This is a genomic window from Rhizobium mayense (assembly GCF_030272705.1).
Lineage (GTDB): Bacteria > Pseudomonadota > Alphaproteobacteria > Rhizobiales > Rhizobiaceae > Rhizobium > Rhizobium mayense.
In genome coordinates, this window is the sequence record NZ_JARFYM010000023.1 from 49,783 (window position 1) to 75,027 (window position 25,245).

General features: G+C 59.1%; 18 protein-coding genes. 7 read left to right on the forward strand and 11 right to left on the reverse strand.

Annotated features, from left to right (window positions below; translation table 11 throughout):
* The first annotated feature begins 689 nt into the window (after nt 1-689).
* The 4 genes from PY649_RS23330 to PY649_RS23345 all read left to right on the forward strand — a co-directional run bounded on the left by PY649_RS23330 (nt 690) and on the right by PY649_RS23345 (nt 7,012).
* On the forward strand, nt 690-1,820 hold the full coding sequence (locus PY649_RS23330; protein WP_285871123.1) for a calcium:cation antiporter: 1,131 nt from the start codon (nt 690-692) through the stop codon (nt 1,818-1,820).
* Nucleotides 1,821-1,853: 33 nt separating this feature from the next.
* The gene (locus PY649_RS23335) at nt 1,854-2,411 is read left to right on the forward strand and encodes a DedA family protein (protein WP_285871124.1); all 558 of its coding nucleotides are present in this window, start codon (nt 1,854-1,856) and stop codon (nt 2,409-2,411) included.
* Between the two features lie 169 nt (nt 2,412-2,580).
* The gene (locus tag PY649_RS23340; RefSeq protein WP_285871178.1) at nt 2,581-3,813 is read left to right on the forward strand and encodes an efflux RND transporter periplasmic adaptor subunit; all 1,233 of its coding nucleotides are present in this window, start codon (nt 2,581-2,583) and stop codon (nt 3,811-3,813) included.
* Between the two features lie 40 nt (nt 3,814-3,853).
* Nucleotides 3,854-7,012, forward strand: a complete 3,159-nt coding sequence (locus PY649_RS23345; RefSeq protein ID WP_285871125.1) for an efflux RND transporter permease subunit — start codon at nt 3,854-3,856, stop codon at nt 7,010-7,012.
* A 101-nt stretch (nt 7,013-7,113) separates the two neighbouring features.
* Here PY649_RS23345 and PY649_RS23350 read toward each other — a convergent pair whose 3' ends face one another.
* The 6 genes from PY649_RS23350 to PY649_RS23375 form a co-directional block, all read right to left on the reverse strand.
* Complete coding sequence (locus tag PY649_RS23350; protein WP_285871127.1) at nt 7,114-7,434, reverse strand: hypothetical protein; 321 nt, start codon at nt 7,432-7,434, stop codon at nt 7,114-7,116.
* Nucleotides 7,431-8,219: a DUF2092 domain-containing protein gene (locus tag PY649_RS23355; protein WP_285871128.1), complete on the reverse strand. Its 789-nt coding sequence runs from the start codon at nt 8,217-8,219 to the stop codon at nt 7,431-7,433. The genes PY649_RS23350 and PY649_RS23355 overlap by 4 nt, the downstream gene beginning before the upstream one ends.
* A 230-nt stretch (nt 8,220-8,449) precedes the next feature.
* Nucleotides 8,450-9,256 carry a hypothetical protein gene (locus tag PY649_RS23360; protein ID WP_285871129.1) on the reverse strand — a complete coding sequence of 269 codons (807 nt, stop codon included), beginning with the start codon at nt 9,254-9,256 and terminating at the stop codon, nt 8,450-8,452.
* Nucleotides 9,257-9,450: 194 nt separating this feature from the next.
* On the reverse strand, nt 9,451-11,148 hold the full coding sequence (locus tag PY649_RS23365) for an ABC transporter ATP-binding protein/permease (protein WP_285871130.1): 1,698 nt from the start codon (nt 11,146-11,148) through the stop codon (nt 9,451-9,453).
* A 30-nt stretch (nt 11,149-11,178) separates the two neighbouring features.
* Nucleotides 11,179-13,689, reverse strand: coding sequence for a glycogen/starch/alpha-glucan phosphorylase (locus PY649_RS23370; protein WP_285871131.1), 2,511 nt, complete (start codon nt 13,687-13,689; stop codon nt 11,179-11,181).
* A gap of 135 nt (nt 13,690-13,824) precedes the next feature.
* A complete protein-coding gene (locus PY649_RS23375; RefSeq protein ID WP_285871132.1) occupies nt 13,825-14,484 on the reverse strand; it encodes a CBS domain-containing protein in 660 nt (219 codons plus the stop codon).
* 427 nt (nt 14,485-14,911) lie between these two features.
* On the opposite strand from PY649_RS23375, the gene PY649_RS23380 reads away from it, so the two are divergent.
* Nucleotides 14,912-15,535: a MarC family protein gene (locus tag PY649_RS23380; protein ID WP_285871133.1), complete on the forward strand. Its 624-nt coding sequence runs from the start codon at nt 14,912-14,914 to the stop codon at nt 15,533-15,535.
* Between the two features lie 84 nt (nt 15,536-15,619).
* Here PY649_RS23380 and PY649_RS23385 read toward each other — a convergent pair whose 3' ends face one another.
* The 3 genes from PY649_RS23385 to PY649_RS23395 all read right to left on the reverse strand — a co-directional run bounded on the left by PY649_RS23385 (nt 15,620) and on the right by PY649_RS23395 (nt 21,484).
* Nucleotides 15,620-16,939, reverse strand: a complete 1,320-nt coding sequence (locus PY649_RS23385) for a glucoamylase family protein (protein WP_285871134.1) — start codon at nt 16,937-16,939, stop codon at nt 15,620-15,622.
* Nucleotides 16,940-17,143: 204 nt separating this feature from the next.
* Nucleotides 17,144-19,594 carry a phosphoketolase family protein gene (locus PY649_RS23390; protein WP_285871135.1) on the reverse strand — a complete coding sequence of 817 codons (2,451 nt, stop codon included), beginning with the start codon at nt 19,592-19,594 and terminating at the stop codon, nt 17,144-17,146.
* A 1,107-nt stretch (nt 19,595-20,701) separates the two neighbouring features.
* On the reverse strand, nt 20,702-21,484 hold the full coding sequence (locus PY649_RS23395) for an SDR family oxidoreductase (RefSeq protein ID WP_285871136.1): 783 nt from the start codon (nt 21,482-21,484) through the stop codon (nt 20,702-20,704).
* A gap of 195 nt (nt 21,485-21,679) precedes the next feature.
* On the opposite strand from PY649_RS23395, the gene PY649_RS23400 reads away from it, so the two are divergent.
* On the forward strand, nt 21,680-22,660 hold the full coding sequence (locus tag PY649_RS23400) for an aldo/keto reductase (RefSeq protein ID WP_285871137.1): 981 nt from the start codon (nt 21,680-21,682) through the stop codon (nt 22,658-22,660).
* Between the two features lie 66 nt (nt 22,661-22,726).
* On the forward strand, nt 22,727-22,900 hold the full coding sequence (locus tag PY649_RS23405) for an enolase C-terminal domain-like protein (RefSeq protein ID WP_285871138.1): 174 nt from the start codon (nt 22,727-22,729) through the stop codon (nt 22,898-22,900).
* A gap of 210 nt (nt 22,901-23,110) precedes the next feature.
* Here the strand turns inward: PY649_RS23405 and PY649_RS23410 are convergent, their stop codons facing one another.
* A complete protein-coding gene (locus tag PY649_RS23410; RefSeq protein WP_285871139.1) occupies nt 23,111-23,860 on the reverse strand; it encodes a ribonuclease activity regulator RraA in 750 nt (249 codons plus the stop codon).
* Complete coding sequence (locus tag PY649_RS23415; RefSeq protein ID WP_285871140.1) at nt 23,857-25,224, reverse strand: mandelate racemase/muconate lactonizing enzyme family protein; 1,368 nt, start codon at nt 25,222-25,224, stop codon at nt 23,857-23,859. Before PY649_RS23415 ends, PY649_RS23410 begins: the two co-directional genes overlap by 4 nt.
* Nucleotides 25,225-25,245: the final 21 nt, after the last annotated feature.

Genomic DNA, 25,245 nt, shown 5'->3' on the forward strand with positions numbered 1-25,245 from the left:
AAGCGGTGACAGGCGGGCGCTAAAAAATCCAACGGGTTGAAGTTAAACGATAATTAAATATCGTCAATAGCTAAATAAAAGTTGTCTAAATCAAGAAAGTTAAATGATCCGCATTTGGCGCCGCTCGCGGGTTTTTTCGGCATTCCTGACGATGAGGAAAAAGCCCCGCCAATTGAATAAGGCGGGGCAAGCGGGGAAAGCTCCCTCAAAATGGGGAGGGAGCGGACGCAATAAATCAGGACTATCCAAACTGCACGAGGTCAGTTCCGACCAATGCGGTACGGTGTGAACGAAAAAGCTAACCTATGGCATTGACGAAGCCGGTATCTGCGAACTCGCCCGGAGCGCAGTGCGGTGGGAGACGATGGGCAGACTGACGACAGCACATTGCCGGACGCCTGTCTGATTGGGGCAGCACCCCTGCCTGCCCTTTTTGAGGAGAGGACAAGCGCAACAGCGGGGCCTATAAGAAGGTTCGAAGGAAGGATTGATCGATCCCGACAGCCTTTGCCGGCGTACGCCTCGATCAACGATCAAAGGCTGCACTCGCAGGAAACGGCGAACACGTGTAAAATTTTGGGCTCCGGGCGATGGATTCACGCGGTTTGCAGGCGTCCGGCAACGGGGGATGACATGATGACATTGGTTATCGTTTTGCAGCCACGGCTCCCTGCGCGGCCATCACTCCCATGACGGACAGTCTGGCATTTCGTCCCGTCGTACTGACCCGGCTTTTGCGCGAGGAATGGTTTCTGGCGATCAGCATTCTGACCTGCCTCGTCGTCCTTGGCTTCGAGGGTCCGTTGTTGAAACAATTGGCCGACCCTTTTTGGCTCGCTCTCATATTCCTCGTGCTGTTTGCCGCCGTCCTTGGTTCCGCGCTTTCGGTCGTGCGGCATGCCGATCATCTGGCGGAGCGACTTGGGGAGCCATATGGTACATTGATCCTGACGCTGGCTGTCACCTCGATCGAAGTGATGGCCATTTCCGCCGTGATGATCCACGGCGAAAACAATCCGACCCTTGCGCGCGATACGCTTTTTGCAGTGGTCATGATCATCCTCAACGGCATGGTCGGATTGTCGTTGCTGTTCGGCGCCTGGCGACGGCCGGAACAGTCCCACAATTTGCAGGGGGCCAACGCCTATCTCGGGCTTATCGTACCGCTGGCGACGCTGAGCCTCATCATGCCCAGTTTCCTATATACCACCGGAGGCCCCCACCCTTCCGCGCCGAGACAGATGGTCCTGGGGATCATGTCCATCGGACTCTATGGCGTATTCCTGATGCTTCAAGCGGGCCGCCATCACCATTTTTTCGCAGAGGAGGACGAACTACCCGTCAAACACAAGGCGCGCCCGGCGCCCCGATCCCTATGGCTTCATACCATCCTGCTGTTCGCCTACATGGGGCCGGTGGTGTTCCTCGTCGAAGAACTCGCCAAGCCGATCGACTACGTCATCGAAACATTGCGCGCGCCTGTGGCCTTCGGCGGTGCCGTCATGGCGGTTTTGGTGGCCACACCGGAAGCCATCAGCGCTGTGCGCGCCGCCGCCGCCAATCATTTACAGCGGTCAATCAACATCTTCCTGGGCTCGGTCCTCTCGACGATCGGGATTACCGTCCCCGCCATGCTCGCCGTCAGCTATATCTTCGCACACCCCGTTACGCTGGGGCTTGAAGGCAGCGATCTCGTGATGCTCATCCTGACGCTTGCCGTCAGTATCATCACCTTCGCCAGCGGCCGGACCCATGTCATGCAGGGCGCCGTTCATCTCGTGCTCTTCGTGGCTTATGTGCTGCTCATTTTCCAACAGTAGAGGTCACGCCCTCTCGATCAGGAGTCGCTCGCCATGACAATCGAACTTCTGATCGCAAGATATGGCCTATTGGCAATCTTCCTGGGTGCCGCTTTCGAGGGAGAAACCATGGTTATCCTCGGCGGCGTGTTTTCGCATCGCCACCTCATGACGTTTTGGAGTGCGGCGGCAACCGCTTGTGCCGGTTCCTTTCTCGCGGACCAGACGCTCTTTTTCACCGGTCGCTGTGCCCGCCACTATCCGCGTATACAGAAAATCATCGAAAAGCCGGCTTTCGCCCGCGTCACGGATTTTCTGGAGCGTTATCCCACCGGCTTTATCTTCGCGTTCCGGTTCATTTACGGCGTGAGGACGATCAGTCCGGTCGCAATCGGAATGTCGGATGTCCCAGCAGTAAAGTTCGTCTTGATCAACGCTGCGGCGGCCTTGATCTGGGGATCGTTCTTCACCGGAATAGGCTACTTGTTCGGCCAGAGCATCGAGCAGACGTTCGGCCACCTTCCGCTGCATCACCACGTCCTGATCGCGGCCGGGATTATTGCTGCCCTGCTGCTTGTCATGATGACGTTCCGCAAACGCAGGCCTGCCTGATCGGGTTCGGCTTTCGCCGTTGCGGCTCACCATAATTGCAGGGCGCGGGGCTATTGCAATTTTTAGCGATGCCGCTTCATAGTGTCGCATGCCTTGATCCATCGAAGCCATTTGGTTGCCGACGAGGCTGCGCATGAAGACTGGAACTCGCAAGATATGGGGGTCAGGAATGCGTGGGGGATTTTCTCAAGGTCTGCAATTTTGCGTCGTGCTGCTCTGCGCGATTTCTCTTCAGGCATGCGAAAGAAGCAACAACACCTATGTCGCGCCGCCACCGCCGAAGGTACGCGTAGCGCTCCCGTTGCAGCAGCCCGTCACCCGATATTTCGAGCTGACGGGCAATACCGCGGCGTTCAAGTCCGTCGATGTAGAAGCGCGCGTCCAAGGCTTCATCGAGTCGATAGACTATCGCGACGGCATGATGGTCCCGCAGGGTACCCAGCTCTTCAGCATCCAAAGCAATACCTACCAGGCACAAGTCGATGGGGCCCAAGCGACACTCGCCTCGGCGCAGGCATCGCAGGTCGGCGCCGATCAGGAATACCAGCGGCAGCTCAATCTAAGCAGGCAGCGGGTCACGACACAAACGGCGCTCGACAGCGCCAAGGCGACGCTTGATCAAGCCAACGCTTCCATCGCCAACGCCAAGGCCAGTCTCGACCTTGCGATGATCAACCTCGGATATACGAAAGTCGTGGCGCCGTTCGACGGCGTGGTAACCGCCCATCTCGTTGATGTCGGCGCCCTCGTCGGGGTAGCCGGCCCGACCACACTCGCGACCATCGTCCAGACGGATCCGATTTATGTCAATTTCAGCGTCAGCGAACCACAAGTGTTGATGATCAAGCAAGACATGGCAAAACAGGGCCACACGCTCCGGCAGATAGACCTGCCGACCGTTCCCTTTGAAATCGGCCTGCAGAGCGAGAGCGGTTATCCCTTCAAGGGCCATCTCGATTATGCCTCGCCGCAGATCGATTCGGCGAGCGGCACCCTGTCGGTGCGCGGCATTATCGACAACAAGGCTCACGCCCTTCTGCCAGGTCTTTTTGTGCGCGTGCGCGTGCCGGTCGGACGCGAGGACAAGGCGCTGTTGGTAAGGAGCGACGCAATCGGCACCAACCAGCAGGGCAGCTATGTGCTGGTCCTTGGGAAAGATGAAACTATCGAACAAAAGGTGGTGCAAGCAGGTCAGCGCGAGGGCCCTCTGCGCGTCATCGACTCTGGACTTGACGCCGGCGATTGGGTGGTGACGGAAGGCATTCAACAGGCCATCCCCGGCAGCAAGGTTGCGCCGGAGAAGGTTGCAATGGACGCAACCGCGACGGCAAGCGCATCGAACGATGTCGCACCCGCAGCGGATGCGCCTAAACCCGGCACGTCAAAGTCTGACACGCCATGAGCTCGCTCGCGTTTTCACGCCAATATCCGAGGGGGACAGCATGATTTCGCGCTTCTTCATCGAACGGCCGGTGCTTGCGAATGTCCTGGCTCTTGTCATCGTCCTCATCGGCGCGGTCGCGCTTTTCCAATTGCCGGTCGCGCAATATCCGAACGTCGTTCCGCCGACGGTACAGGTGACGACGCGTTATCCGGGCGCAAGTGCCAGCACGCTTATCGATACCGTGGCGCTGCCGATCGAACAGCAGGTCAACGGCGTCCAGAACATGCTCTATATGCAGTCGACGAGCGCCAGCGACGGCACCTATTCCCTGACCGTCACCTTTGCGATCGGCACCGATCCGGACCAGGCGCAAGTCCTCGTGCAGAACCGTGTCGCCATAGCCATGTCGTCGCTGCCGCAAGCCGTCCAGCTTCAGGGCGTCACGACGCAGAAGAAATCGACGGCCATTCTGGAATTTGTCAGCCTGACCTCGCCAGACAACCGATATGACAGCCTTTTCCTGTCCAACTATGCCGTCATCAATCTGCAGAACGAACTGGCCCGCCTGCCTGGCGTTGGCAATGTCTCGGTATTCGGTGCCGGCCAATATGCCATGCGCATCTGGATGAATCCCGAGCTCCTGCAAGCGCGCGGCCTGACGCCGCAAGACGTCATCAACGTCGTGCAGGACCAGAGCCAGGAGGTGACGGCGGGTCAGGTGGGCATACCGCCAGTGCCGCAAGGCCAGGCTTTCCAGTACACGCTCAACGTCAGCGGGCGGCTGGACGACGCGGCCGATTTTGAGAATATCATCGTCAAGGTCGATCAGCAGAATGGCGGGCGCATCACGCGCATTCGCGACATCGGTCGCGTCGAACTCGGCGCCCAGACCTACAGCCAGTCCTTCATGCAGAATGGGCACCCTGCAGCCGGCATCGGCATTTTTCAATTGCCGGAAGCAAACGCCATCACGGTCGCCGGCGATGTCGCCGCGAGGATGGCGCAGCTCTCCAAAAGCTTTCCGCCCGGCCTTACCTATGAAGTCCCGTTCGACACCACCAAGTTCGTGAGGGCTTCGATCAACGAAGTCTACATAACGCTGGTGGAAGCGGGCGTCCTAGTGCTCATCGTCATTCTCGTCTTTCTTCAGGATTGGCGCGCAATGCTGGTGCCGGCGACGACCGTCCCGGTCACGATTATTGGCGCCTTCGCGGCAATGGCGGCGCTCGGTTTCACCATCAATCTATCGACGCTGTTTGCCATCGTTCTAGCCATCGGCATCGTCGTCGACGACGCCATCGTCATCGTCGAGGGTGTCTCTCGACACATCGAGGCAGGAATGCCGGGCCAACAGGCCGCGGAAAAGGCGATGGACGAGCTGTTCGGTCCTGTTATCGGCATCACGCTCGTCCTGATGGCGGTGTTCATTCCTGCGGCCTTCCTTCCGGGCTTGACGGGACAACTCTACAAGCAATTCGCACTCGTCATTGCCGCCACCGCATTGATCAGCGCCATCAACGCAATGACGCTCAAGCCGACGCAATGCGCGCTCTGGCTGCGCCCGGCAGTGCCGCCCGAGAGGCGCAACTTCTTTTACCGCGGTTTCAACAAGGTCTACGATCGGGCGGAGCATGGGTATGCCAAGCTCATCAGCGGCATGGTTCACCATAGCGGCATTGCCGTTCTGGTTGCCTTGGCGTTGATCGGCGTCGCCGTGTGGGGGCTCACACGACTGCCGACTGCCTTCCTGCCGCCCGAGGATCAAGGTTATGTACTGATCAGCGCGCAGCTTCCCGACGGCGCCTCGAAGGAACGCACCGATGCGGTCATGGCGCAGGTCGGCAAGATTGCGCAGCAGACGCCCGGCGTCGAGCAGGTGCTGACCATCAGCGGCATCTCCATCCTCGACAACAGTGCGAGCTTGCCGAATGCCGGCGTCGCCTATGTCGTGCTCAAGGATTGGGGTGTCCGCGGCAAGGCAAAGGGGCAGGATCTGCTGTCGATCTACGAGCATTTGAACGGCGCCCTGAGGGATATATTGACTGCAAAGACGCTGGTGGTGGTGCCTCCGCCGATCCAGGGCATCGGCAACGCCAATGGCTTCACCATGCAGGTCGAGATCCGGAGCGGAAATTTCGACTATCCGCTGCTGCAGAACTTGGCCGATACCATCGTCAAGAACGGCAACGCCCAGTCGGCGCTGCAAAGGCTAAGCACATCTTTCCGGGCCGAGGTGCCGCAGTACGCCGTCTCGATCGATCGCATCAAGGCGGAGACGCTCGGTATCAGCGTTGGGCAGGTTTTCTCGGCGCTCTCGGGTTATGTGGGATCGAGCTACGTCACCCAGTTCAACAAATTCGGACGAACCTTCCAGGTCTATGTACAAGCGTCTCCCGATTTTCGCGTCCGTCCTGACGACATCCGCAATTTGAAGGTCAAGGCTGGCGATGGCACCATGGTGCCGATCGGCACGGTGACGGATGTCACCAACGTCCAAGGGCCGTCCCTCATCAGCCTCTACAACCTTTATCCGACAGCGACGATCGTTGGCGGGGCCGCCACTGGCTTCAGTTCCGGGCAGGCGCTCGATGTCATGGAACAGATCGCCAACCGCACACTGTCGCGCGGCGCGGGCTTCGAGTGGACAGCTTTGTCCTACCAGGAAAAGGCTGTCGGCGGGCAGATCTATTTCGTCTTCGCCCTTGCGATGCTTCTGGTCTATTTCGTGCTCGCCGGCCAATATGAGAGCTGGATTCTGCCGTTGGCAGTGCTATTGGCCGTGCCGCTCGCCCTGCTCGGAACGGTAGGGACGCTGAGCGCCGTCGGTGTCGCCAACAACCTCTATACTCAGATCGGGCTGATCCTGCTGATCGCGCTCGCCTCGAAAAACGCCATTCTCATCGTCGAATATGCACGGGAGAGACGCCAGGAAGGCATGGAGATCCTCGACGCGGCGGTCGAAGCGGCTCGTTTGCGCTTCAGGCCGATCCTGATGACATCCTTTGCCTTTATCCTCGGCGTGCTGCCGCTCGTGCTTGCCACCGGCGCCGGCGCTTCCGCCCGCAAGTCGATCGGCATATCGGTCTTCAGCGGCATGATCGCCTCGACCTGCCTTGCCGTGCTCTTCGTTCCTTCATTCTATGTCGTGTTGCAACGCATCGAGGAATACAGAAAACGCCGCACCAGCCCGCAGCCGGTTTCGCAAGCTGCGGACTGAGGGCAAGGAATTGACCGTCGCGTCAATGTTCGCCACTGCCATACGCCCTGGCCCCGCACTTTCGCCCCACGGAATGCTGCCCGAAGGGCGAGACTTTGCTCCTACGGCACGACCCGGACATAGACGTTACCGCTTCTGGCATAGTAGCCGGATCCGCAGCGATAGTAATAGCCGCCATTATAGGCTCCATAGACGCAGCCCGACGGCAGAACGGCGATGCCAGCCGCCGTTCCCGCTGCAACGCGGCGCGTCGTCCTACGGGCAACACCCGCATAGGAAAGCGGCGTCAAGGGCCGGCCGATGACGGCGCCAGCAGGTGCGGCGAAATTTATCGACAGCGATCCGTCTGGCCCGATATTCACGTCGGCGAAAAGGAAGGCGCCGACCAATCCTGCGGCAAGCAATAGTCTGGGATATCTCATTTGCCTTCCCCCGTATCGGCAGGCGCGGGAAGCTCGTCCAGCGACTGGAGTTCACTGAGATCAACCTTCTTCGCGCTAGTTGGAATATCGATATTGTAGGAAACATTGGCCACATCGGAGCCGCTCTTGAAGTCGCTGATCTCCAGCGTGTATTGCGGCGCTTGGCCGACATGCTTGCTGGTAATGACGTAGCGCCGCGGTATCGGTTTGTCCCCGGCCTGTATCCAGATCTGCCAGTCGATTTCAGGGGTGCGGAACGTCAGATATTCGCATTCGACGCCATCGACGAAGGCACTGGAAACATGCTTGGCGGCGGTCACATCCGACATCAGCAGGTCGAAAACATCTGTCGACAGCAGGTCGGCGCCCGGCGCTTCGATACCAGCATCCGCCAGTCGGCCGAGCAGATCATCCACAGACCCCTTGGCATCGATCTTGGCGTAGGCGTCCAGATTCTTGCCGTGTACGGTCAGCGTCGAACCGTCGAAGCTCACATCCACATCGGCAAACCCGCCGGTCCGGGTGATCCTGAGCTTGTCGGGGCGCGTCATATTGGCGGTGCCGGAGCTGACGAACTGAAGCTTCTCGAAATCCGGCGTCACAGCCTCGAGTGAGGACTGATACTGAAACGACATCGTCTTCTGCGCGGCTAGATAGTCGGACATGGCTTTCAGAAGATCCTTCGCATCATCCGCCCATGCCGCCGTCGGCAGGACGAGGCAGACACCGACAGAACCATAAACCAGCAGTCCTCTGAATTTCAGAAGGTAGGAGATCGATGACATGGCAATGCCTTTCGTTCGGGTCTTTGTTGATCCATCGAATTAGGCCCCGCCTGCCGCGGCGGGCCCGTATTGCTAAAGCTTGCATGAAATGTCAGTTTCCAGTGCCTGAAGACCGCAGACGGCCCGTCCGCTGTCGACCTGCAAATTTGTGATCGAGAAACATGCGCCGTCCGCCCCTTCATCCGGACAGAAACGAGACCTCCCCGCAGCGGCAAAGGCCGGGCAGAACCTCATAGTCCGCTGGTCAATACCTTATGGCATGACGGAGACACTCGCTGCAGATTGTCTCGCAGGCAGGCAATGCCCCGGCCGCCGCCAAGCGGCACCGAACGACAAAAAGCCCGGAAATCCGGCCCGCACGATTGACGCATGATCATCAATTCTTCACGTGGCGTGAAGGATGGCATGGTGGTGCGCATAGCCGGCGCGGCCGTCGCCGCCGCTGCACCACCACCGGCCGCAGGCGCAGAAGCGCTGCCTCCGAGGGCTGCGACTGCCTGCTGGCAGGATGGAGAGAGGGTTGAATTGTGCTGGCGAAGACAGGTAAGCGCTTCGGTGCCTCCTGGCGTAACACCCGAGCACTGTGCCATGAAATCAGACCGGCAGGCAGATTTGACGGCATTGCGCTGCGCCTGTGTCGGTTGATGTGCTTGCATTGCTCCGGAAGCCGCGGTGCCAGATTGCGCCGGCGCCGTTCCAGGTGTCTCGGCCGGCGCAGCGGCGCTGGACTTCTGCTTGGTTGTGCCGCCCACCGCCGATACGGCGCTTCGGCAGGCCGGAGAAAGTGTTGCGCTATGCTGTTGGAGGCAGGTTAGAGCTTCGATGCCGCCCGGCGACACGCCCGAACATTGTGCGATGAAATCGGACCGGCAGGCCGACTTGATTGCATTGCGTTGTGCGGCGCTGGGCTGTTGAGAATGAGCGACGCCGACAAAAAGGCTGAGCACACACAACGAGGTGCAAAGCACGGTGCAGGCCGACAGAAGATATTGCCTTCCATGCGGGACGGTCGCCAGAAAAGACGCAGATTTTCCCATTGTTTCCCCCCAAGAAAAATTCTTCGTGCTTATCGAAGGAACCCGTCGGCCGAAGTAACGAGGTCAAAAAATCGCATGGGATGAAAGCTACGTGCGGCCGATATTCGATATTAAATCAGTCATTACTAAATTATCATAACAAGCGTATGCACGAAAGGTAGCCAAACAGGCTACAATTCCTGGGAGGAAGTCAGTCACTGGTCCACCGACTGTTCCCCTCGACTGATCCACCTCCATGATCCGTCCGCGTGACACTCGAGCACGGCATCGTAAGCCTCTCGCGAGGTATCGGTGTCGGCGAAGTTGATGCAAGCGATCTCTCGCTCAGCAAGCAGTTCCAGGACAACGCGAAGCAGCTCGTGCCCAAAAATCACGTCCGCATTTTCCAGAAGAACATACCGAGGACCAGCACTAAGCACCTCGGCAATCGCCATAATCTGCTGTTCGCGTGGCGACAATAGGCTCGACCAGTCGCACTCCTTGTCGAGATCATCAACGGTCAGGGCGCGGACAAATCCGAGCCGCTTGAGGAGGGCAAGGATCTGATCATCAGACGCTTCGCTTTGCTGCTGTACCGGCACCAATATTTGTCGCAGGGTTCCAGGAGCGAGCTGGGTTCGTTGCGCGAGAAAACGCAGCTGATCGCGTGCCGGACGAATGATACGCCCCACTCCGGATGGGCCAAGTCCCGCCGTTATCCGGAACAAGGCGGTCGCCCCGCCATCATCGCCTCCCACCACTACGACGCGCGTGTCAGCCGGAAAGATCGCCGAAAGATCTTTCACTAACGCATGGCCGCTTGGTGACGTGAGCGTAAGGCCTTCATAGGCAAGGTTTCCGTCGGCCTCCACGACCTGCAGGTCGGTTTCTGTTGGCTCGGCAGCTTCTTCCATCGCTTCAATCAGCGAGCTGAGGCGCGCCACCACGACCGCGAAATTGGAAATCGATTTGAATTGACTGACAATAAATGAGAACGCGCCGACAAGCATCGCAAAGGCCGCCGCAGACTGGGTAACGACGCCGAACTCCATGTCGCCCCGGATGAATGCGGGGGCGATGATGAGGATCGGAATGATCTGAGTCATCCAGTTATAGCCCGTCGTGAAGAAACCGACATTGCGGTTGATGACGATTATGCGCCTGAAGTTCGTGGCAAGTTCATCGAGACGCCTCAGCAAGAGATTGGCGTGCCTTTGCTCACCTGCCCCAAGCATGATCGATTCCGCGTTCTCGCGCACGCGGATCAAGCCGGACCGGAACGCTGCCTCGCGGTCGAGCTGATCATAGCTCAGGCTGATCAGGGGGCGGCCCAATACGATTGTCAGGTAAGATCCGGAGGCTGCGTATACGACAGCCGCGATAAGCAGCAGCGGGCTGATGACCCAAAGAACGCCTGAGAAGGTCAGGACAGTCAAAACGCTGTTCAGCAGCATCAATACGAAAGAAAGGGTCGTAACTGTGAAGGCGTTGATGTCATCGGCGATCCGCTGGTCAGGATTTGTGAGCTTGCCCCGAACCCCGACGCGGTAAAACGTCCCTCCGGTCATATAAAGGCCGACAGCGCGGCGCGTCAGGAATTCCCGCCAGAGCAAGGCGAGCCGTTCCTCCGAGAACCGGGCGATTACCGAAGCAACGGTCGATGCTGCGAAAGCCATGGTGTACAGGATGGCCTGGCGAATGAATTCTGCCGTCTGCCTTTCGGCGATGGCAGTCATGAAATGCCGGCCAACGAAGCTATTGACGACATTCAGAACACTGATGCCGCCGAAGAGAGCGACGAGAGCGAAAAGCAGGAATTTGGCTCTTCCGCCGACATCCGAGGTCATAAAGAGCCTGATCGCGCGGACGAACCTGCTCGCCGTCAACTTGAGCGGAATATGCTGCTGGCTCATGCGCGCCCCCGCTGTTATTGCCATTCACCATCAAGCAACAGGACAGGGTCTCGCATCCCAGATTTCGGCCGCATAATCGGCGATCGTACGATCGCTTGAGAACTTGCCGGAGCTGGCGATGTTGAGCAGCGCTTTACGTGTCCATGCTCGAGGATCGGCGTAGAGAGACTGCAAACGCTGGTCCGCTTCCAGATATGAGGTGAGGTCCGCCAAATGCCTGAAGACATCGCCGCTCGTCAGGAGGATGTTGCGCAGCGCATCCACGACCCCGGGTTCGTGACGGCAGAAATGACCGGACAGGATCAGATCCAGCACCGCGCGGGTCTCCGGTTCGTTGTCGTAGTGCCAATATGGGCTATACCAGCCGCGGCTCCCCGCGACCTCTTCGGCCGTCAAACCGAACAGGAAGAAGTTGTCCTCGCCCGCCGCCTCGGCCATTTCGATCGTGGCCCCGTCGCGGGTGCCGATCGTCAGCGCACCATTCATCATGAACTTCATGTTGCTGGTGCCGCTCGCTTCGTATCCGGCTGTCGAGATCTGGTTGGAAACGTCACTGGCGGGGATGAGGCGCTCCGCCACCGAGACGCAGTAGTCGGGCAGGAAAACGACCTTGAGGCGCCCACGCACCTGAGGGTCGGCATCGATCGTGCCGGCGAGATTATTGAGAAATTTGATTATCAGCTTCGCCACAACGTAAGCGGGCGCGGCTTTGCCGGAAAAGAAGAAGGTGCGCGGCGCCATATCCAGGTCGGGATTTTCGCGAATCCGGTTGTAGAGCGCGACAATCCGCAGTGCGTTCAACAATTGCCGCTTGTATTCGTGAATGCGCTTGACCTGGCTGTCAAAGATCGCACTGGGATCGACGACGATGCCGGCGCTCGATTTCAGCCATGCGGCAAAGCGGTGCTTGGCCATCCGCTTGGCCTCCCGGACCTGATCGACAAAACCACTGTCATCGACGAGCGGTTTCAACCTTTCCAGCTCGCTGAGGTCGGTGATCCACCCCTCGCCTATGGCATCGTTTATGCACCGTGCAAGCTCCAGGTTGGACATGAGCAGCCAGCGTCGGGGTGTGACGCCATTCGTCTTGTTGTTGAACCGTTGGGGGAATATCCCGGCTAGATCCTTGACGGTGGTTTCACGCAGCAGTCTCGAATGGATCTCGGCAACCCCGTTGGTGCTGTGCGAACCGACGATGGCAAGATGGGCCATACGCACCAGGTGTTCGCCACCATGCTCGATCAGGCTTGCCCGCTCGACCAGGCCTTGATCATGGGGAAAGCGGTTGAGGATCTCCTCCTTGAAACGCCGATCAATCTCCAGAATGATCTCGAGATGACGCGGCAACATCAGTTCGAACCACCGCAGCGGCCATTTCTCCAGTGCCTCGGGCAGAAGCGTGTGATTGGTGTAGGCGAGGCAAGCCCTAGTCAGATCCCAGGCATCATCCCAACTGAGATCCGCGTCATCGAGCAGGATGCGCATCAATTCGGCGACTGCCATGCTCGGATGCGTGTCGTTGAGCTGGATCGCCACCTTACCCGGCAGAGAATGCCAATCGGAATTATTCGAGCGAAACCGCCGGACGAGGTCGGCAAGCGAACATGCGACCAAGAAATATTCCTGAACGAACCGCAGGCCTTGTCCCATGCTCGTCGAATCGTCGGGGTAGAGAACCCGCGTGACCGTCTCTGCTGTGAGCCTTTGGGCGAGCGCGCTGACGAACTCACCGGCGCCGAATGTCTGGAAATCGAAACTTTCCGGCGTTGCGGCCGCCCAAAGTCGCAGCGTGTTTATGGTCATACCACCGTAGCCGACGACCGGCCGGTCGTAGGGTATGCCGATGAGGCGGGACGGCATCCCAACCGCGACCCGCAGATTCCCTCCGCGGACCTCGAAGGAGCAGCCGAGTTTGATTTCCACGGCTTCCTGCGGGCGAGCGACCTCCCAGGGATCCGGCCGACGCAACCAGTTGTCCGGCTGCTCGCGTTGCCAGCCATCGACGATCGTCTGCTTGAAAATCCCGTACTCGTAGCGCAGCCCATACCCCATCGCCGGCAGTTGCATCGTCGCCATCGAGTCCAGGAAGCAGGCGGCGAGCCGTCCTAGCCCGCCGTTACCCAATCCCGCGTCGGGCTCCTCGGCAAGAACGGCCAGTTCGTCAATATGCTCGTGATCGAAGAGCCGCTTGGCGAGGGGATCAAGTCGCAGATTGAGGAGATTGTTACTGAGGGATCGCCCGATCAGGAACTCCATCGACAGATAGTAGACCCGCTTCGGATTCTCCCTGTTGTAGGTCTGTTCCGTCCGTTGCCAACGCTGCGACAGCACATCCCTGACGGATCGGGCAATCGCCTCATATCGTTCGCGGTTTCCTGCATCCTCGGGAGCGATAACATTGTCGAAAAGCAAATGACGCTCATAGAGCCCATCATGGCTTCCCCTGAATTGGATGGGACCGCAGCCGTATTGTTCTGGAAGATGCGGAGAGGAAAGAGACTTGAAATCCTGCGGCTGAACAGCCGCCTTCTCGCTGCTCATGCTACCCCCTAGCCGTGCCTTGGCAGCGGCGGTTGTCATTGGTTACCGCATTCACGAGGACCCGCTTGTTGTGGGAGCAGCTCTGGCACTCTGGTTGCCAGGGTCTCCGAAGGTCCGCGGCCCTCTTCTGGTTCTTTAGGACTTGTGCTCCAAGAAATGATCCACGACACCAGCGACGCCGCGGACACTCTCGGCTGCGACGCGCGCCGCCTTCCGGCATTCCTCCGTCGAGACATGTCCCCACAAATGTACCACGCCGTTTGCCACCGTCACCGTCAGATCCTGTCCTTCGAGACCGGTGTTCTCACTCAAGCGAGTCATGATGCTGCGACGGATCGCTTCGTCACCAGGCGCCGTTTCATCGGGTTTGGCGAAGATGATCGCCTGGAGAAGATCCGCACGGCTCACGATGCCGACCACGGCGCCCGCCCGCATCACGGGAAGGCGCTTGATACCGTGCTCCTGCATCAGGTTGGCGACGCGTGCAAGCGGCGTGTCCTCCTCGACGGACACTGGATTGCGGCTCATCACATCGGCAACTTTCCATGCGTTGCTCTTGATGTATGTCTTGGCCCTCTCCTCCGGAGGCAAGGATTCATCGGCCTTGGTTCGATGACCTAACTCGGACCTCCGCAACAGATCGCCCTCTGTGATGAGGCCAACCAATCGTCCTTCATCGTCGATAACCGGGAGACCGCTGATATGATTGGCGAGCATCAGCTCTGCGGCCTGCTTGACGCTGTTGTCCGGCGAGACCTTGATAATTCTTTGCTTCATCACGTCTCTTACGAGCATCGCGTCAACTCCGACCTAGAAATCCGAGCCCAAATTTGTTGTCTAATATATAGCTCCGCACAGGGGCTGAGACAACTTAGGGACAATACTGAGCGAGGCACGCGCAGGTGGAAAAAGGGACTCCGATTATCGAAGATTGAGGTCTAGTATAGCGGTCTGGTTGTACATCCCTCGCAACATATTTGGCGCTGCGACGGCAACGTTGATTTGTGCCTCGTTGATAGCTTCGGAGACGCGAACAGTGGCCATATCGACCATCCCCGAGGTTGTCCGGTCTTACGCCGATCTTGTTTGCTCGCGCCTATTCACCCATCCGTCAAAAACCTGGCGGCTCGACTGTCGTTCATTTCACTTGATCCTCGCTCTGGTGATAGTTTTGGCCTTGTCTCCCGCTCAGTCCTTTGCGCAATCGCCGCTTGGTGCGGGAATGCCCGAGGTGGAGTTCGGCGCGCGAAAAATATTCTTCATGCTCTTTCTGATGCTCGGCCCGATCAAGATCCTGGTGCCCTTCGTGGCGATGACCGGCAATTGCGACCGCCGCTTTCGACATCGCATGGCGCGGAGAGCAATCCTCTTTTCAGCCGCAGCCCTGGCAATCGCCGGCTTGCTAGGACGTACCATGCTTGAGAATTTCGAAATCTCATTGCCTGTCCTGGCGATGACCGGAGGCATCATCCTGTTTCTCGTGGCCCTGCAAACCGTATTGCAACAGTCTGCCAGCATGCCGGTTCGCTCGAACGAGACGGACAAACCGCCAGATCTTAAATTGGCCCTTACTCCCCTGGCGTTTCCGACAATTGTAACGCCTTACGGAGTCGCCGCGGTCATCGTTTTCGCAACACTGGCAGGTGGCCGGCAAGCCGAAGGCCTCACCGTCACCACTATCGTATTGCTGATTCTGGCCCTGGACTGGGTGGCGATGCTGTTTGCGGAAACCATTCTGAGCTGGATCGGTACTTTGCTTCAGGTACTGGCGGTCGTGCTCGGGGTTACGCAGGCAGCCCTTGGCCTACAGATTATCCTGCATAGCTTCAGTATGATCAAATGGTAGAGAAGCCTCCCGGCTACAGCGCAGCCGCTTCTACTCGAAGCCATCGAGTAGAAGCATCCGAGTGCTCTCTCCGCGGTATCCTTGCTACAGCCACCCACCGGTGAATCCGGCCTGGCGCAGGCCGCGGACGACGGGCTCGCAATTGCCCATCAGGTTCCAGAGGAAGCCGGTTCGATAGTTCTCGATCATCAGCGCTACCGGCCCTTGATCGATCCCAAAATGGTAAGGGCTTATCCACCAGCCGGTCGGGCTATTTTCATCCTTGAACGTCTGATTGAAGGATGGCTTGAAGCCATAGAGCCGCCTCATGCCCAGCTTTAGGGAAGCAAAATTGCGGAGGGTCGGAATGACGATCTCGGGCGCAAACGGAAGGGACGCGACGACGACCCAGGGCGATACGGTACCGTCGTCCGGCCCGAACGGTGCGCCCCGTGCGACGTAGTCGAAGAACTCGCGGCGCGCACCGCCAATATCCTTGGTCAGCCAGCCGGGGCCGTCGCTCGCGGTAAATCCCCAGCAGTGCTCGCCGTATCCTTCGAATCCCAAGGGATTTCGGATCGCATATTCCTGCTGTACGAAGGTCGCTTGCCGGCTGTTTTGGAAATAGTCGCTGTCATGCTCCCGCATGAATTCATCGCGAATCTCTCGGAAATCGATCCACATATGCGAAAGCTGATGCGTAAAGAGCGGACCGGAATAAAGCAGTTCGCGCCCGAAGATGTTTCGCCACTCATAGCTTTCCGTATAAGCCGCATAGCTTTCCGGCGGTAGCGGATGGGTCGGTGAGCCAAGTCCGAGTATGTAGAGAAGCAAGCCTTCGTCATAGCCGCGCCAGCGATAGGGGATGAAACCATTTTCCGGTCGCCAGCCATGGGTCAGTGTCGCGCCGTGGTCACACGCCCAGTTCCAGTCCGCCCGCTCGTAGAGCGCCGTGCCGAGTTGCCTGACCTTCGCCTCATCTTCTGAGTCCCCATCAAAATAGGTGGCGACGGTCAAAGCGCCGGCAAACAGAAAAGCCGAGTCGATCGTCGACAATTCGCACTGCCAGACCCGTCGCCCTGTCTCGATGTCGAGGAAATGATAGAAGAAGCCTTTGTAACCGGAGGCGTCAGGTTCCGGTCCCTGGTGGCAATTCATCAAGAATTCCAGCCGCCGCCGCGCGATCTTGGCGGCAAATTCGCGAATGATGACGCCACGCTCGACCACGACCGGAATAGTGGCAAGCGCCATGCCGATGGCGGCGATGCTTGCCGGTGCGCCCGCTTGCGTCTTGTCACGCACCAACCCGTTGTCCGGGTTGGTGCATTGCAGATAGTAAAGCACCGTCGTGAACTGAAGACGACCGAGATCCTCATCGGTCGGCATTCGGCTCAGATCGACATCGGTTAAATGCAAGTCCAACATGGCTAGCCGACCAAGCCTTTCTGGAGGATATCTGGACGGCGCGCCTGCGCGAGCCCTCCCGCCTTCGTTCCCGTGTTGAACAGTCGAACTGAACGCACTTGGACGCACCCGGGAGGCAAGCCCCCTGAGCGCGTGGAAGTGACGACTTCAATTTCGCCCATTGGACAATTCCCCCAATCGAAGCGGCCACAGGCCGAGCGTCATTTAGGTGTTGTCGCCTTCCGTGGAAGTCGCTCCCTTTGCTTGCTCCGTGCTCTTGACGCCCCATTTCCAGCCGCTGATCTGAGGCATGTCATCGCCATGCTCCTCGATGTACTGCCGGTGCTCGATCAGCTTCTCGCGGATCCACTGTTTGAAGTAGGCCGCACGAGCGCCGAGCTGCGGCAGCCGATCGATGACGTCTTCCACAAGATGAAAGCGATCGAGCTGGTTGAGGACGACCATGTCGAACGGCGTCGTGGTCGTTCCCTCTTCCTTGTATCCTCGCACATGCAGATTGTCGTGGTTGGTGCGCCGGTAGGTCAGCCGGTGGATCAGCCAGGGATATCCATGGAACGCGAAAATGATCGGCTTGTCCTTGGTGAAAAGCGCATCGAAATCGCGATCGGGAAGCCCGTGCGGGTGCTCATTCGAAGGCTGCAGCTTCATGAGGTTGACGACGTTGATGACGCGCACCTTCAACTCCGGAATATGCTCGCGGATGAGTTGGACAGCCGCAAGCGTCTCCAGCGTCGGCACGTCGCCGCAGCATGCCATCACGACGTCGGGCTCCGATCCCCGATCGTTGCTGGCCCACTCCCAAATACCGACACCTTCGGCGCAGTGCTTGATCGCCTGATCCATTGTCAGCCATTGCGGAGCCGGTTGCTTGCCAGCCACGACGACGTTCACATAGTTGCGGCTGCGCAGGCAATGGTCGGTGACGGAAAGCAGCGTATTTGCATCTGCCGGCAGATAGACGCGGATGACCTCCGCCTTCTTGTTGACGACGTGATCGATGAACCCGGGATCCTGATGGCTGAACCCGTTGTGATCCTGCCGCCAGACGTGCGAGCTCAGGAAGTAGTTCAGGGAGGCGATCGGCCGTCGCCACGGAATGTGGCTGCATACCTTCAGCCACTTGGCATGCTGATTGAACATCGAGTCGATAATGTGGATGAAGGCCTCGTAGCAAGAGAAGAAGCCGTGCCGGCCCGTCAGCAGGTAACCCTCCAGCCAGCCTTGGCACTGATGTTCGCTCAGCACCTCCATCACGCGGCCATCGGGCGACAGGCGATCGTCCTCCGGATAGATCTCCGCCATGTAGCAACGGTCGGTGACCTCCAGCACGTCCTGCCAGCGGTTGGAGTTGTTCTCGTCAGGGCTGAACAGCCTGAAGTTCTTGCTGTTCATGTTCAGCTTCATGACATCGCGCAGGAACTTGCCCATCACGCGGGCGGATTCCGTGGTCACCGATCCGGGGCTCGGCACCGAGACGGCGTAGTCGCGGAAGTCCGGCATCTTCAGATCGTGCAGCAGCAGGCCGCCGTTTGCATGCGGGTTGTCGCTCATGCGGCGATGACCTGATGGTGCCAACGAGGCAAATTCAGCGCGGAACTTGCCGTTCTCATCGAAGAGTTCTTCGGGCCTGTATGTTTTCATCCACTGCTGGAGAATCTCGATGTGCTCGGGCTTGTCCATGTCGCCCATCGGAACCTGATGCGCCCGCCAATAGTCTTCGCACTTCTTCCCGTCGATTTCGCTCGGACAAGTCCACCCCTTGGGGGTGCGGAAGACGATCATGGGCCAAGCCGGACGGCTGACATTCCCCCTGTCTCTGGCCTCTGCCCAGATTCTCTTGATCTCCGCGACTGCGGTGTCCATGGCCGCGGCAAGCTGCTGCTGCACCTGGTCGGGCTCATGCCCTTCGACGAAGAGGGGGGCATAGCCCATCCCCTCGAAGAACTTCCTCAGTTCCTCCTTCGGAATACGGGCGAGGAAGCACGGATTGGCGATCTTGTAGCCGTTGAGATGCAAGATCGGCAGCACGCATCCGTCGCGCGCGGGATTGAGGAATTTGTTGCTGTGCCATCCCGTGGCGAGCGGCCCTGTTTCCGCCTCACCGTCGCCGACGACGCAAGCGACGATGAGATCCGGATTGTCGAAGGCTGCGCCGTAAGCGTGGCTCAGGGCATAGCCCAGCTCACCACCTTCATGGATGCTTCCAGGCGTTTCGGGGGCGACGTGGCTCGGGATGCCGCCGGGGAAACTGAACTGCTTGAACAGCCGCTGCATGCCCTCCACGTTCTGCTCGATATTCGGATAGAATTCGCTGTAGGTCCCTTCCAGATAGGCATGCGCGACCAATGACGGTCCACCATGGCCAGGCCCGATCACATAGATCATGTTGAGATCGTCGCGCTTGATCACACGGTTCAGATGCACGTAGAGCATGTTCAGGCCGGGCGACGTTCCCCAGTGGCCCAGCAGGCGCGGCTTGATGTGCTCGCGTTTCAGCGGCTCCTTGAGCAACGGATTGTTGAGCAAATAGATCTGCCCGACCGACAGATAGTTGGATGCCCGCCAGTAGGCGTCCATCCGGCGAAGTTCCTCGGCTGACAGCGGGGTCTTGCCCGAAGCTGTCTCGTTCATCACTGCGGTTTCCGGTGAAGTCATCTGAGCCTCCCGCTCAAAATGGCGATGCAGAATTTCTCCAGTTTGTTGTCACGCAAGCCAATGCTGTCTCAGCATTGTACGACCGTCAGTTTTGCCTGTTCCATCCGAAGGAAGAGGCAGTGGTATTCTCCAGGCTCTCCTTGGAATTAAGGGCGGGCTCGGCTCTATGAGCCCGTCACCGTTCGCAAAGACTTTTCTTCAAGTCATTATGGGCAGACGCGCACCACTGAGGATGAAGCGAAAGCGCCGGCTCTGTCGTCAGGGTCGAATGCCAGCTTGGCCATCGACCCAAATGCTCCAATGAAAAATCCGCCTTCGGACCAGGCCGCCCTCACCTACAAACCCAGCTCTTCATCGTCGATGGCAAGAGCCGCATTCATGGTGATCAGAGATAAACTTGGTAGCCTGTCTGACACCAATGTCAGGTGGCGGTATGACAACCCCTATGTCGCTACAGCTTTAACGAGCGATTTTATCCAGCTCCCCTCGCAACCCGACGTCAGCCATAAGCAAAAGCTAAACTAAACCTGTTGGAACGGTTCTGCAACTGGTTCCCGCAACATGTTTCCGCGATCAGGGGTGGCGCCGAGATTTACGAATGGCCGACAATGCCGATCGATGTCGCCGATCCCGGGAGCCCCTAGGCCGGTCAATTTCTTCCTCGTCTATCCGATATCCTGGCCGATCCATTGCCAGGGCTTCGCCGACCCGCTGTTGGTTGCGGAGGAGATCGACTTCTTCAAGCTTGAGGTGAAAATTTATTGCAGTCAATCACTGAAGAGGGTGTCTCAAGCAAGGAGCTTGGCAAGAACGGCGAGAATTGTTCCCCTAGCTTGCAATGCTATGACCTGTCTGACGCCTTGCGGAAGACGCGTTTGCATCCCTCGCCCTTCGAAATTCAGGCGTGCCGCCAACAAATTGCGCGATCCAGAACATAACAAAGCAACAAACCGCCGCAACCTTATTGCGGCTTTATCGACTATGTTTGGCATCCGGTTCTAGTATCCGCCACCGAGAGTAGGGCACCCAGCGCAAACATCGCTCTTCGACGAACCGGGGGGAGCGGTTGCGAACGCGCGCTCCGCCCCTCGTCTTGCTGCGTCCATCCTATCGCAACAGGCTCTGGCCGCCGTCGATCCAGACCGGACTACCGGTAACGTGACGCGCCGCGTCCGAGGCGAGGAAGGTCACGACCTCAGCCACATCCTCGCTCCTGCCGGCCTTGCCACCGGTGATCGGAATATCGCCCTCCGGCCAGATCACCGGAATGCGGGCCAGGTCCTGGTTGCGCTTGACGGTGCTGTCCGGAATGTTGGTCTCGATGAGGCCGGGGCAGACGGCATTGATGCGAATGCGATGGCGACCGAGCTCCAGTGCAAGCTGCTGCACCATCGCGACCTGCGCCGCCTTCGAGGCCGTATAGGCGGTCGCGCCGGCCGTCGAGAAGGTGCGCGTGCCGTTGATGGAGGAAACCACGACGATCGAGCCACCCCCTGCCGCCTTCAGATGCGGCACGGTGAGGTGCAGCGTCAGATAGGTGCCGCGCAGATTGACGGCGATCGTCTTGTCCCATTCGTCCGGCCGGAGATCGTCGATCGGGGCCCAGACGCCATTGATGCCGGCATTGACGACCACGATATCCAGCCGGCCGAAACGATCAATCACCATGTCGACGGCTCGGCGCATCTCGGCTTCCTCTGCGACGTCGGCAACGATAGCCGAAGCTTCCCCTCCCCGGCTTTCGATCTCCTCGCGCGTGCGCTCAATCTCGCTCACGGTGCGGCTGAGGGCGGCAACCTTGGCGCCTTTTGCGGCGAGGTCTAGGGCGCACGCCTTTCCGATTCCCGAGCCCGCTCCCGTTACGAGCGCAACTTTACCAATCAAATCCATATCCCAATTTCCTCCGAGGATCTCCGGCCATGAATCTACAAACAAAGGCTTGCATTAACAAACAAAAAGAGAGATTTTACATAACAAAATACAAGCAACCTTGTCGGCGGCGGAGCCGCAACTCGATCCCGTTAGCGTCGACCGCGGCCGCATCGAACACATGAAAGACACCCATTGAACGCAGGGAGTAGCGACATGGAATATACGAAACTTGGGAATTCGGGGCTGGAAGTGTCCCGCATCTGCCTTGGATGCATGACCTTTGGCGAGCCCGATCGCGGCAACCCGAAATGGACGCTCGTCGAGGAGGAGAGCCGCCCGCTGATCCGCAAGGCGATCGAGATGGGCATCAACTTCTTCGATACGGCAAACATCTATTCCAACGGCTCCAGCGAGGAAATCGTCGGCCGCGCGCTGAAAGACTTCGCCAACCGCGACGAGATCGTCCTAGCGACGAAGATCAACTCGCCGCTGCGCGAGGGGCCGAACGCCAAGGGCCTCTCCCGTAAAGCGATCATGCAGGAAATCGACCATAGCCTGCGTCGGCTCGGCACGGACTATGTCGACCTCTACCAGATCCATCGCTGGGATCCGGTGACGCCGATCGAAGAGACGCTCGAGGCCCTGACCGACATCATCAAGGCCGGCAAGGTGCGCTATATCGGCGCTTCCTCCATGCATGCCTGGAAGTTCGCCAAGTCCCTCTATCTGTCCGATCGGAAAGGTTGGGCACGCTTCATTTCGATGCAGAACCACTACAACCTGCTCAACCGGGAGGAAGAGCGCGAAATGGTGCCGCTTTGCGCCGCCGAGGGCGTCGGCCTCATCCCGTGGAGCCCGCTGGCGCGTGGTCTGCTCGCGCGCGAGGAAGGCCACGAGTCGCTGCGCAAGGGCACCGACATTCTCCGGCCGGTACTCTATGGAGACACCGAGGAGGCGGATGCAAAAGTGATCAATGCGGTCGCAAACGTCGCCCGGCGTCATGACGTGCCGCGCGCGCGCATCGCGATTGCCTGGCTGCTCTCCAATCCCGCAGTCGCCGCGCCGATTGTGGGCGTCAGCCGCGAAAGCCAGATCATCGACGCCGTCGAGGCAGTGTCAATCCGCCTGACGGCGGAGGACATCAAGGAACTGACCGAACATTACGTGCCGCACAAAATCATGGGCTTCGAATAAAGCTTCTCTATCGGGCGGCGATCAGCGCCGCCCGATGCCACAAGCGACGCGAGGTGGGATTTCAAGGTGATCATTACGCAGGTAAAGTGCGCCGATCCCTGTGACGCCGGTGGCACGACCGAGCCCAAGCGGATGGCGGAATATGCCGAAATTCACGGTCTTCTCTTTGCACCGCATGGAACGGCCAACGGGCTGCTCGGACTTGCCACGCCGGTGCAGGTCAGCTGCACGCTGCCGTAGAACTAGATCGCCTTCGAGCTGCCCGTCAGCGAGCCGGAATGGTGGTATGACATCCTGGAAGACCTGCCCAAGCCGATCGTCCCCGACGGCTTCATCGAGGTCTGGGATAGGCCAAGCATGGGCGTCGATTTCATCCTAGAAAAAGCCGCGGCCCATCTGGCGGAGGGAGACCGCGGCTTCTTTGAGAACTAGGCGGCTTTACCGGCTGCTCTAGCTCTCGTGGGTCGACGGCTGCAGCTTGCGCCAGGCCTCGTATTCCTCCCGCGCATCATCGTGGAGGGGGTAGTAGCGCTTCAACTCGCCGCCGGCGAGCAACTTCTCCTTGGAGAAGCCTTCCCACTCGTGATGGGTCGAGGCGCGCTTGATGAGTTCGGGCGCATATTTCACCGGCACGACGACTGCGCCGTCGTCGTCGGCGACGATGATGTCGCCGGGCATGACGAACACGCCGCCGCAAGCGATCGGCACGTTCACGCCCCAGGGCATGATGTCGGTCTGGGTATGGAAATTCGGCGTCAATCCGCGAATCCAGAGGCCGAGATCGAGATGCTTGGCATTCGGATAGTCGCGCAGGCAGCCATCGATGACGACGCCGGCGCCACCTTTCCCCTTGAAATAGGTCAGCATCATCTCACCGAAGATACCGCTCCGCATGTCGCCGCGCGCATCGACGACGACAATGTCGCCGGGCTTGGTGTGATAGAGGACATGGCGGTGAAGCTGCTTCTCCGGCTCGGCATATTCGTCGTCGCCATAGTAATCCTCCCGCTTAGGCACGAACTGCAGCGTCAGCGCCGGGCCGCAGATGACCGCGCCCTCGCGACGCGATACCGGGCCGCAGATATGGGAATTGCGGATACCCATCTTATTGAGCTGGCTGCTTGCGGTCGCCGCGCCGATTTTGCGGATGGCATCGATCCATTCGCGCGGCGGGCGGGTGATGTCCTGCGTCTCGATCATTGGTGAGTTCCGTTTGCTTTCTGTCTGATCAGTTGCGTTTGATAGCGCGGAGGATCGACGCGCTCGAAACCGGCCTTGCGCTTGTTCCAGGCTTCGGTCGGCTGGAAGAGCGTTCCGGGCTCGCGAAGATTTGCCTCGACGGCCTCGAGATTGAGATCGAGGCCGAGCCCTGGAAGCTCCGGCACGTTCACATAGCCATCCGTCATGTAATCCCGGTCGAGGCCCGTCACGAGCTCCTCCCAAAAGGGTACGTCGAGCCCGTGATGCTCCACGGCGATCAGGCTGTTGATTGCCGCGCCGCAATGCACATTCGCCATGAAGGCGATCGGCGAGCAGCAGCTATGAAGCGCGCTCGGCAGTCCATAGGATGCACCGTAATCGGCAATGCGCTTGGTCTCCAGCATGCCTCCGGCACTCAGAAGGTCGGGATGCAGGATATCGAAGGCCTTGGTTTCGATGGCTTCGCGGAAGCCGTCGACGAGATAGAGGTCTTCGCCGCCGGCAACCGGAGTCAACAATGCATCCGCTACCTTCTTATGACCCTTGATATCGTGCCAGAGCACCGGATCTTCGATCCAGGCGAGATTGAAGGGCTCAAGCGCCTTGCCGATGCGGATCGCCTCGTCGGCCGTCACATAGCCTTCGCCGAAATGATCGACGCAGAGCGAAATGTCGTTGCCGACTTCGGCGCGCACGGCACGAACGATCTCGACGGCCGTCTCGATGCCTTTTTCCGATATCTTGGCGCCGCGCCCGGAACCGGGCGTACGGGTCGACCGGCCGAGATCGTATTCATGTCTGGTCGCCGAGCCGATCAACGCGCCGTCGGTCGTCTCGAAAAGCTTAGGGGGAAGATCGAACTTGATGAAGGTCAGCCCCATGTCCGCCCGCGCCCGCACGGCCTTGGCGTAGGCCTCCGGCGTGAGTTTCTCCGGCGCCGGCGTGTCGCCATAGATACGGACCTGATCGCGATACTTGCCGCCGAAGAACTGGTAGCAGGGAACGCCGTAGATCTTGCCGACCAGATCCCAGAGCGCAATCTCGATACCGGAGATGCCGCCGCCCTCCCGCCCATCGCCGCCATAGAGGCGCAGTGCGTTGAAGATCATGTCGACATTGCAAGGGTTCTGGCCAAGCAGGAAATGTTTCAGGCGCAGGGCGCTTTCCGGATGCCCGCCGTCACGAACCTCACCGAGACCATAGACGCCTTGATTGGTGTCGATCCGGATCAGCGGGTAATAGCAGATGCCCGTGACGACGGCGATGCGCATATCGGTGATCCGCAGGTCGGCCGGCCGCGAATGCGTCCGCACCGCGTTTTCGACGGCCTCGATAGCCATTGCCGCTTTCATATGTTCCGTCACGTTGTCGTCTCCTGTCGTAAA

Bases quoted from the DNA above. Each gene is read 5' to 3' on its own strand.
- PY649_RS23330 (WP_285871123.1), top strand. From the start codon at position 690: ATGACGGACAGTCTGGCATTTCGTCCCGTCGTACTGACCCGGCTTTTG.
- PY649_RS23335 (WP_285871124.1), top strand. From the start codon at position 1,854: ATGACAATCGAACTTCTGATCGCAAGATATGGCCTATTGGCAATCTTC.
- PY649_RS23340 (WP_285871178.1), top strand. From the start codon at position 2,581: ATGCGTGGGGGATTTTCTCAAGGTCTGCAATTTTGCGTCGTGCTGCTC.
- PY649_RS23345 (WP_285871125.1), top strand. From the start codon at position 3,854: ATGATTTCGCGCTTCTTCATCGAACGGCCGGTGCTTGCGAATGTCCTG.
- PY649_RS23350 (WP_285871127.1), bottom strand. From the start codon at position 7,434: ATGAGATATCCCAGACTATTGCTTGCCGCAGGATTGGTCGGCGCCTTC.
- PY649_RS23355 (WP_285871128.1), bottom strand. From the start codon at position 8,219: ATGTCATCGATCTCCTACCTTCTGAAATTCAGAGGACTGCTGGTTTAT.
- PY649_RS23360 (WP_285871129.1), bottom strand. From the start codon at position 9,256: ATGGGAAAATCTGCGTCTTTTCTGGCGACCGTCCCGCATGGAAGGCAA.
- PY649_RS23365 (WP_285871130.1), bottom strand. From the start codon at position 11,148: ATGAGCCAGCAGCATATTCCGCTCAAGTTGACGGCGAGCAGGTTCGTC.
- PY649_RS23370 (WP_285871131.1), bottom strand. From the start codon at position 13,689: ATGAGCAGCGAGAAGGCGGCTGTTCAGCCGCAGGATTTCAAGTCTCTT.
- PY649_RS23375 (WP_285871132.1), bottom strand. From the start codon at position 14,484: ATGCTCGTAAGAGACGTGATGAAGCAAAGAATTATCAAGGTCTCGCCG.
- PY649_RS23380 (WP_285871133.1), top strand. From the start codon at position 14,912: ATGCCCGAGGTGGAGTTCGGCGCGCGAAAAATATTCTTCATGCTCTTT.
- PY649_RS23385 (WP_285871134.1), bottom strand. From the start codon at position 16,939: ATGTTGGACTTGCATTTAACCGATGTCGATCTGAGCCGAATGCCGACC.
- PY649_RS23390 (WP_285871135.1), bottom strand. From the start codon at position 19,594: ATGACTTCACCGGAAACCGCAGTGATGAACGAGACAGCTTCGGGCAAG.
- PY649_RS23395 (WP_285871136.1), bottom strand. From the start codon at position 21,484: ATGGATTTGATTGGTAAAGTTGCGCTCGTAACGGGAGCGGGCTCGGGA.
- PY649_RS23400 (WP_285871137.1), top strand. From the start codon at position 21,680: ATGGAATATACGAAACTTGGGAATTCGGGGCTGGAAGTGTCCCGCATC.
- PY649_RS23410 (WP_285871139.1), bottom strand. From the start codon at position 23,860: ATGATCGAGACGCAGGACATCACCCGCCCGCCGCGCGAATGGATCGAT.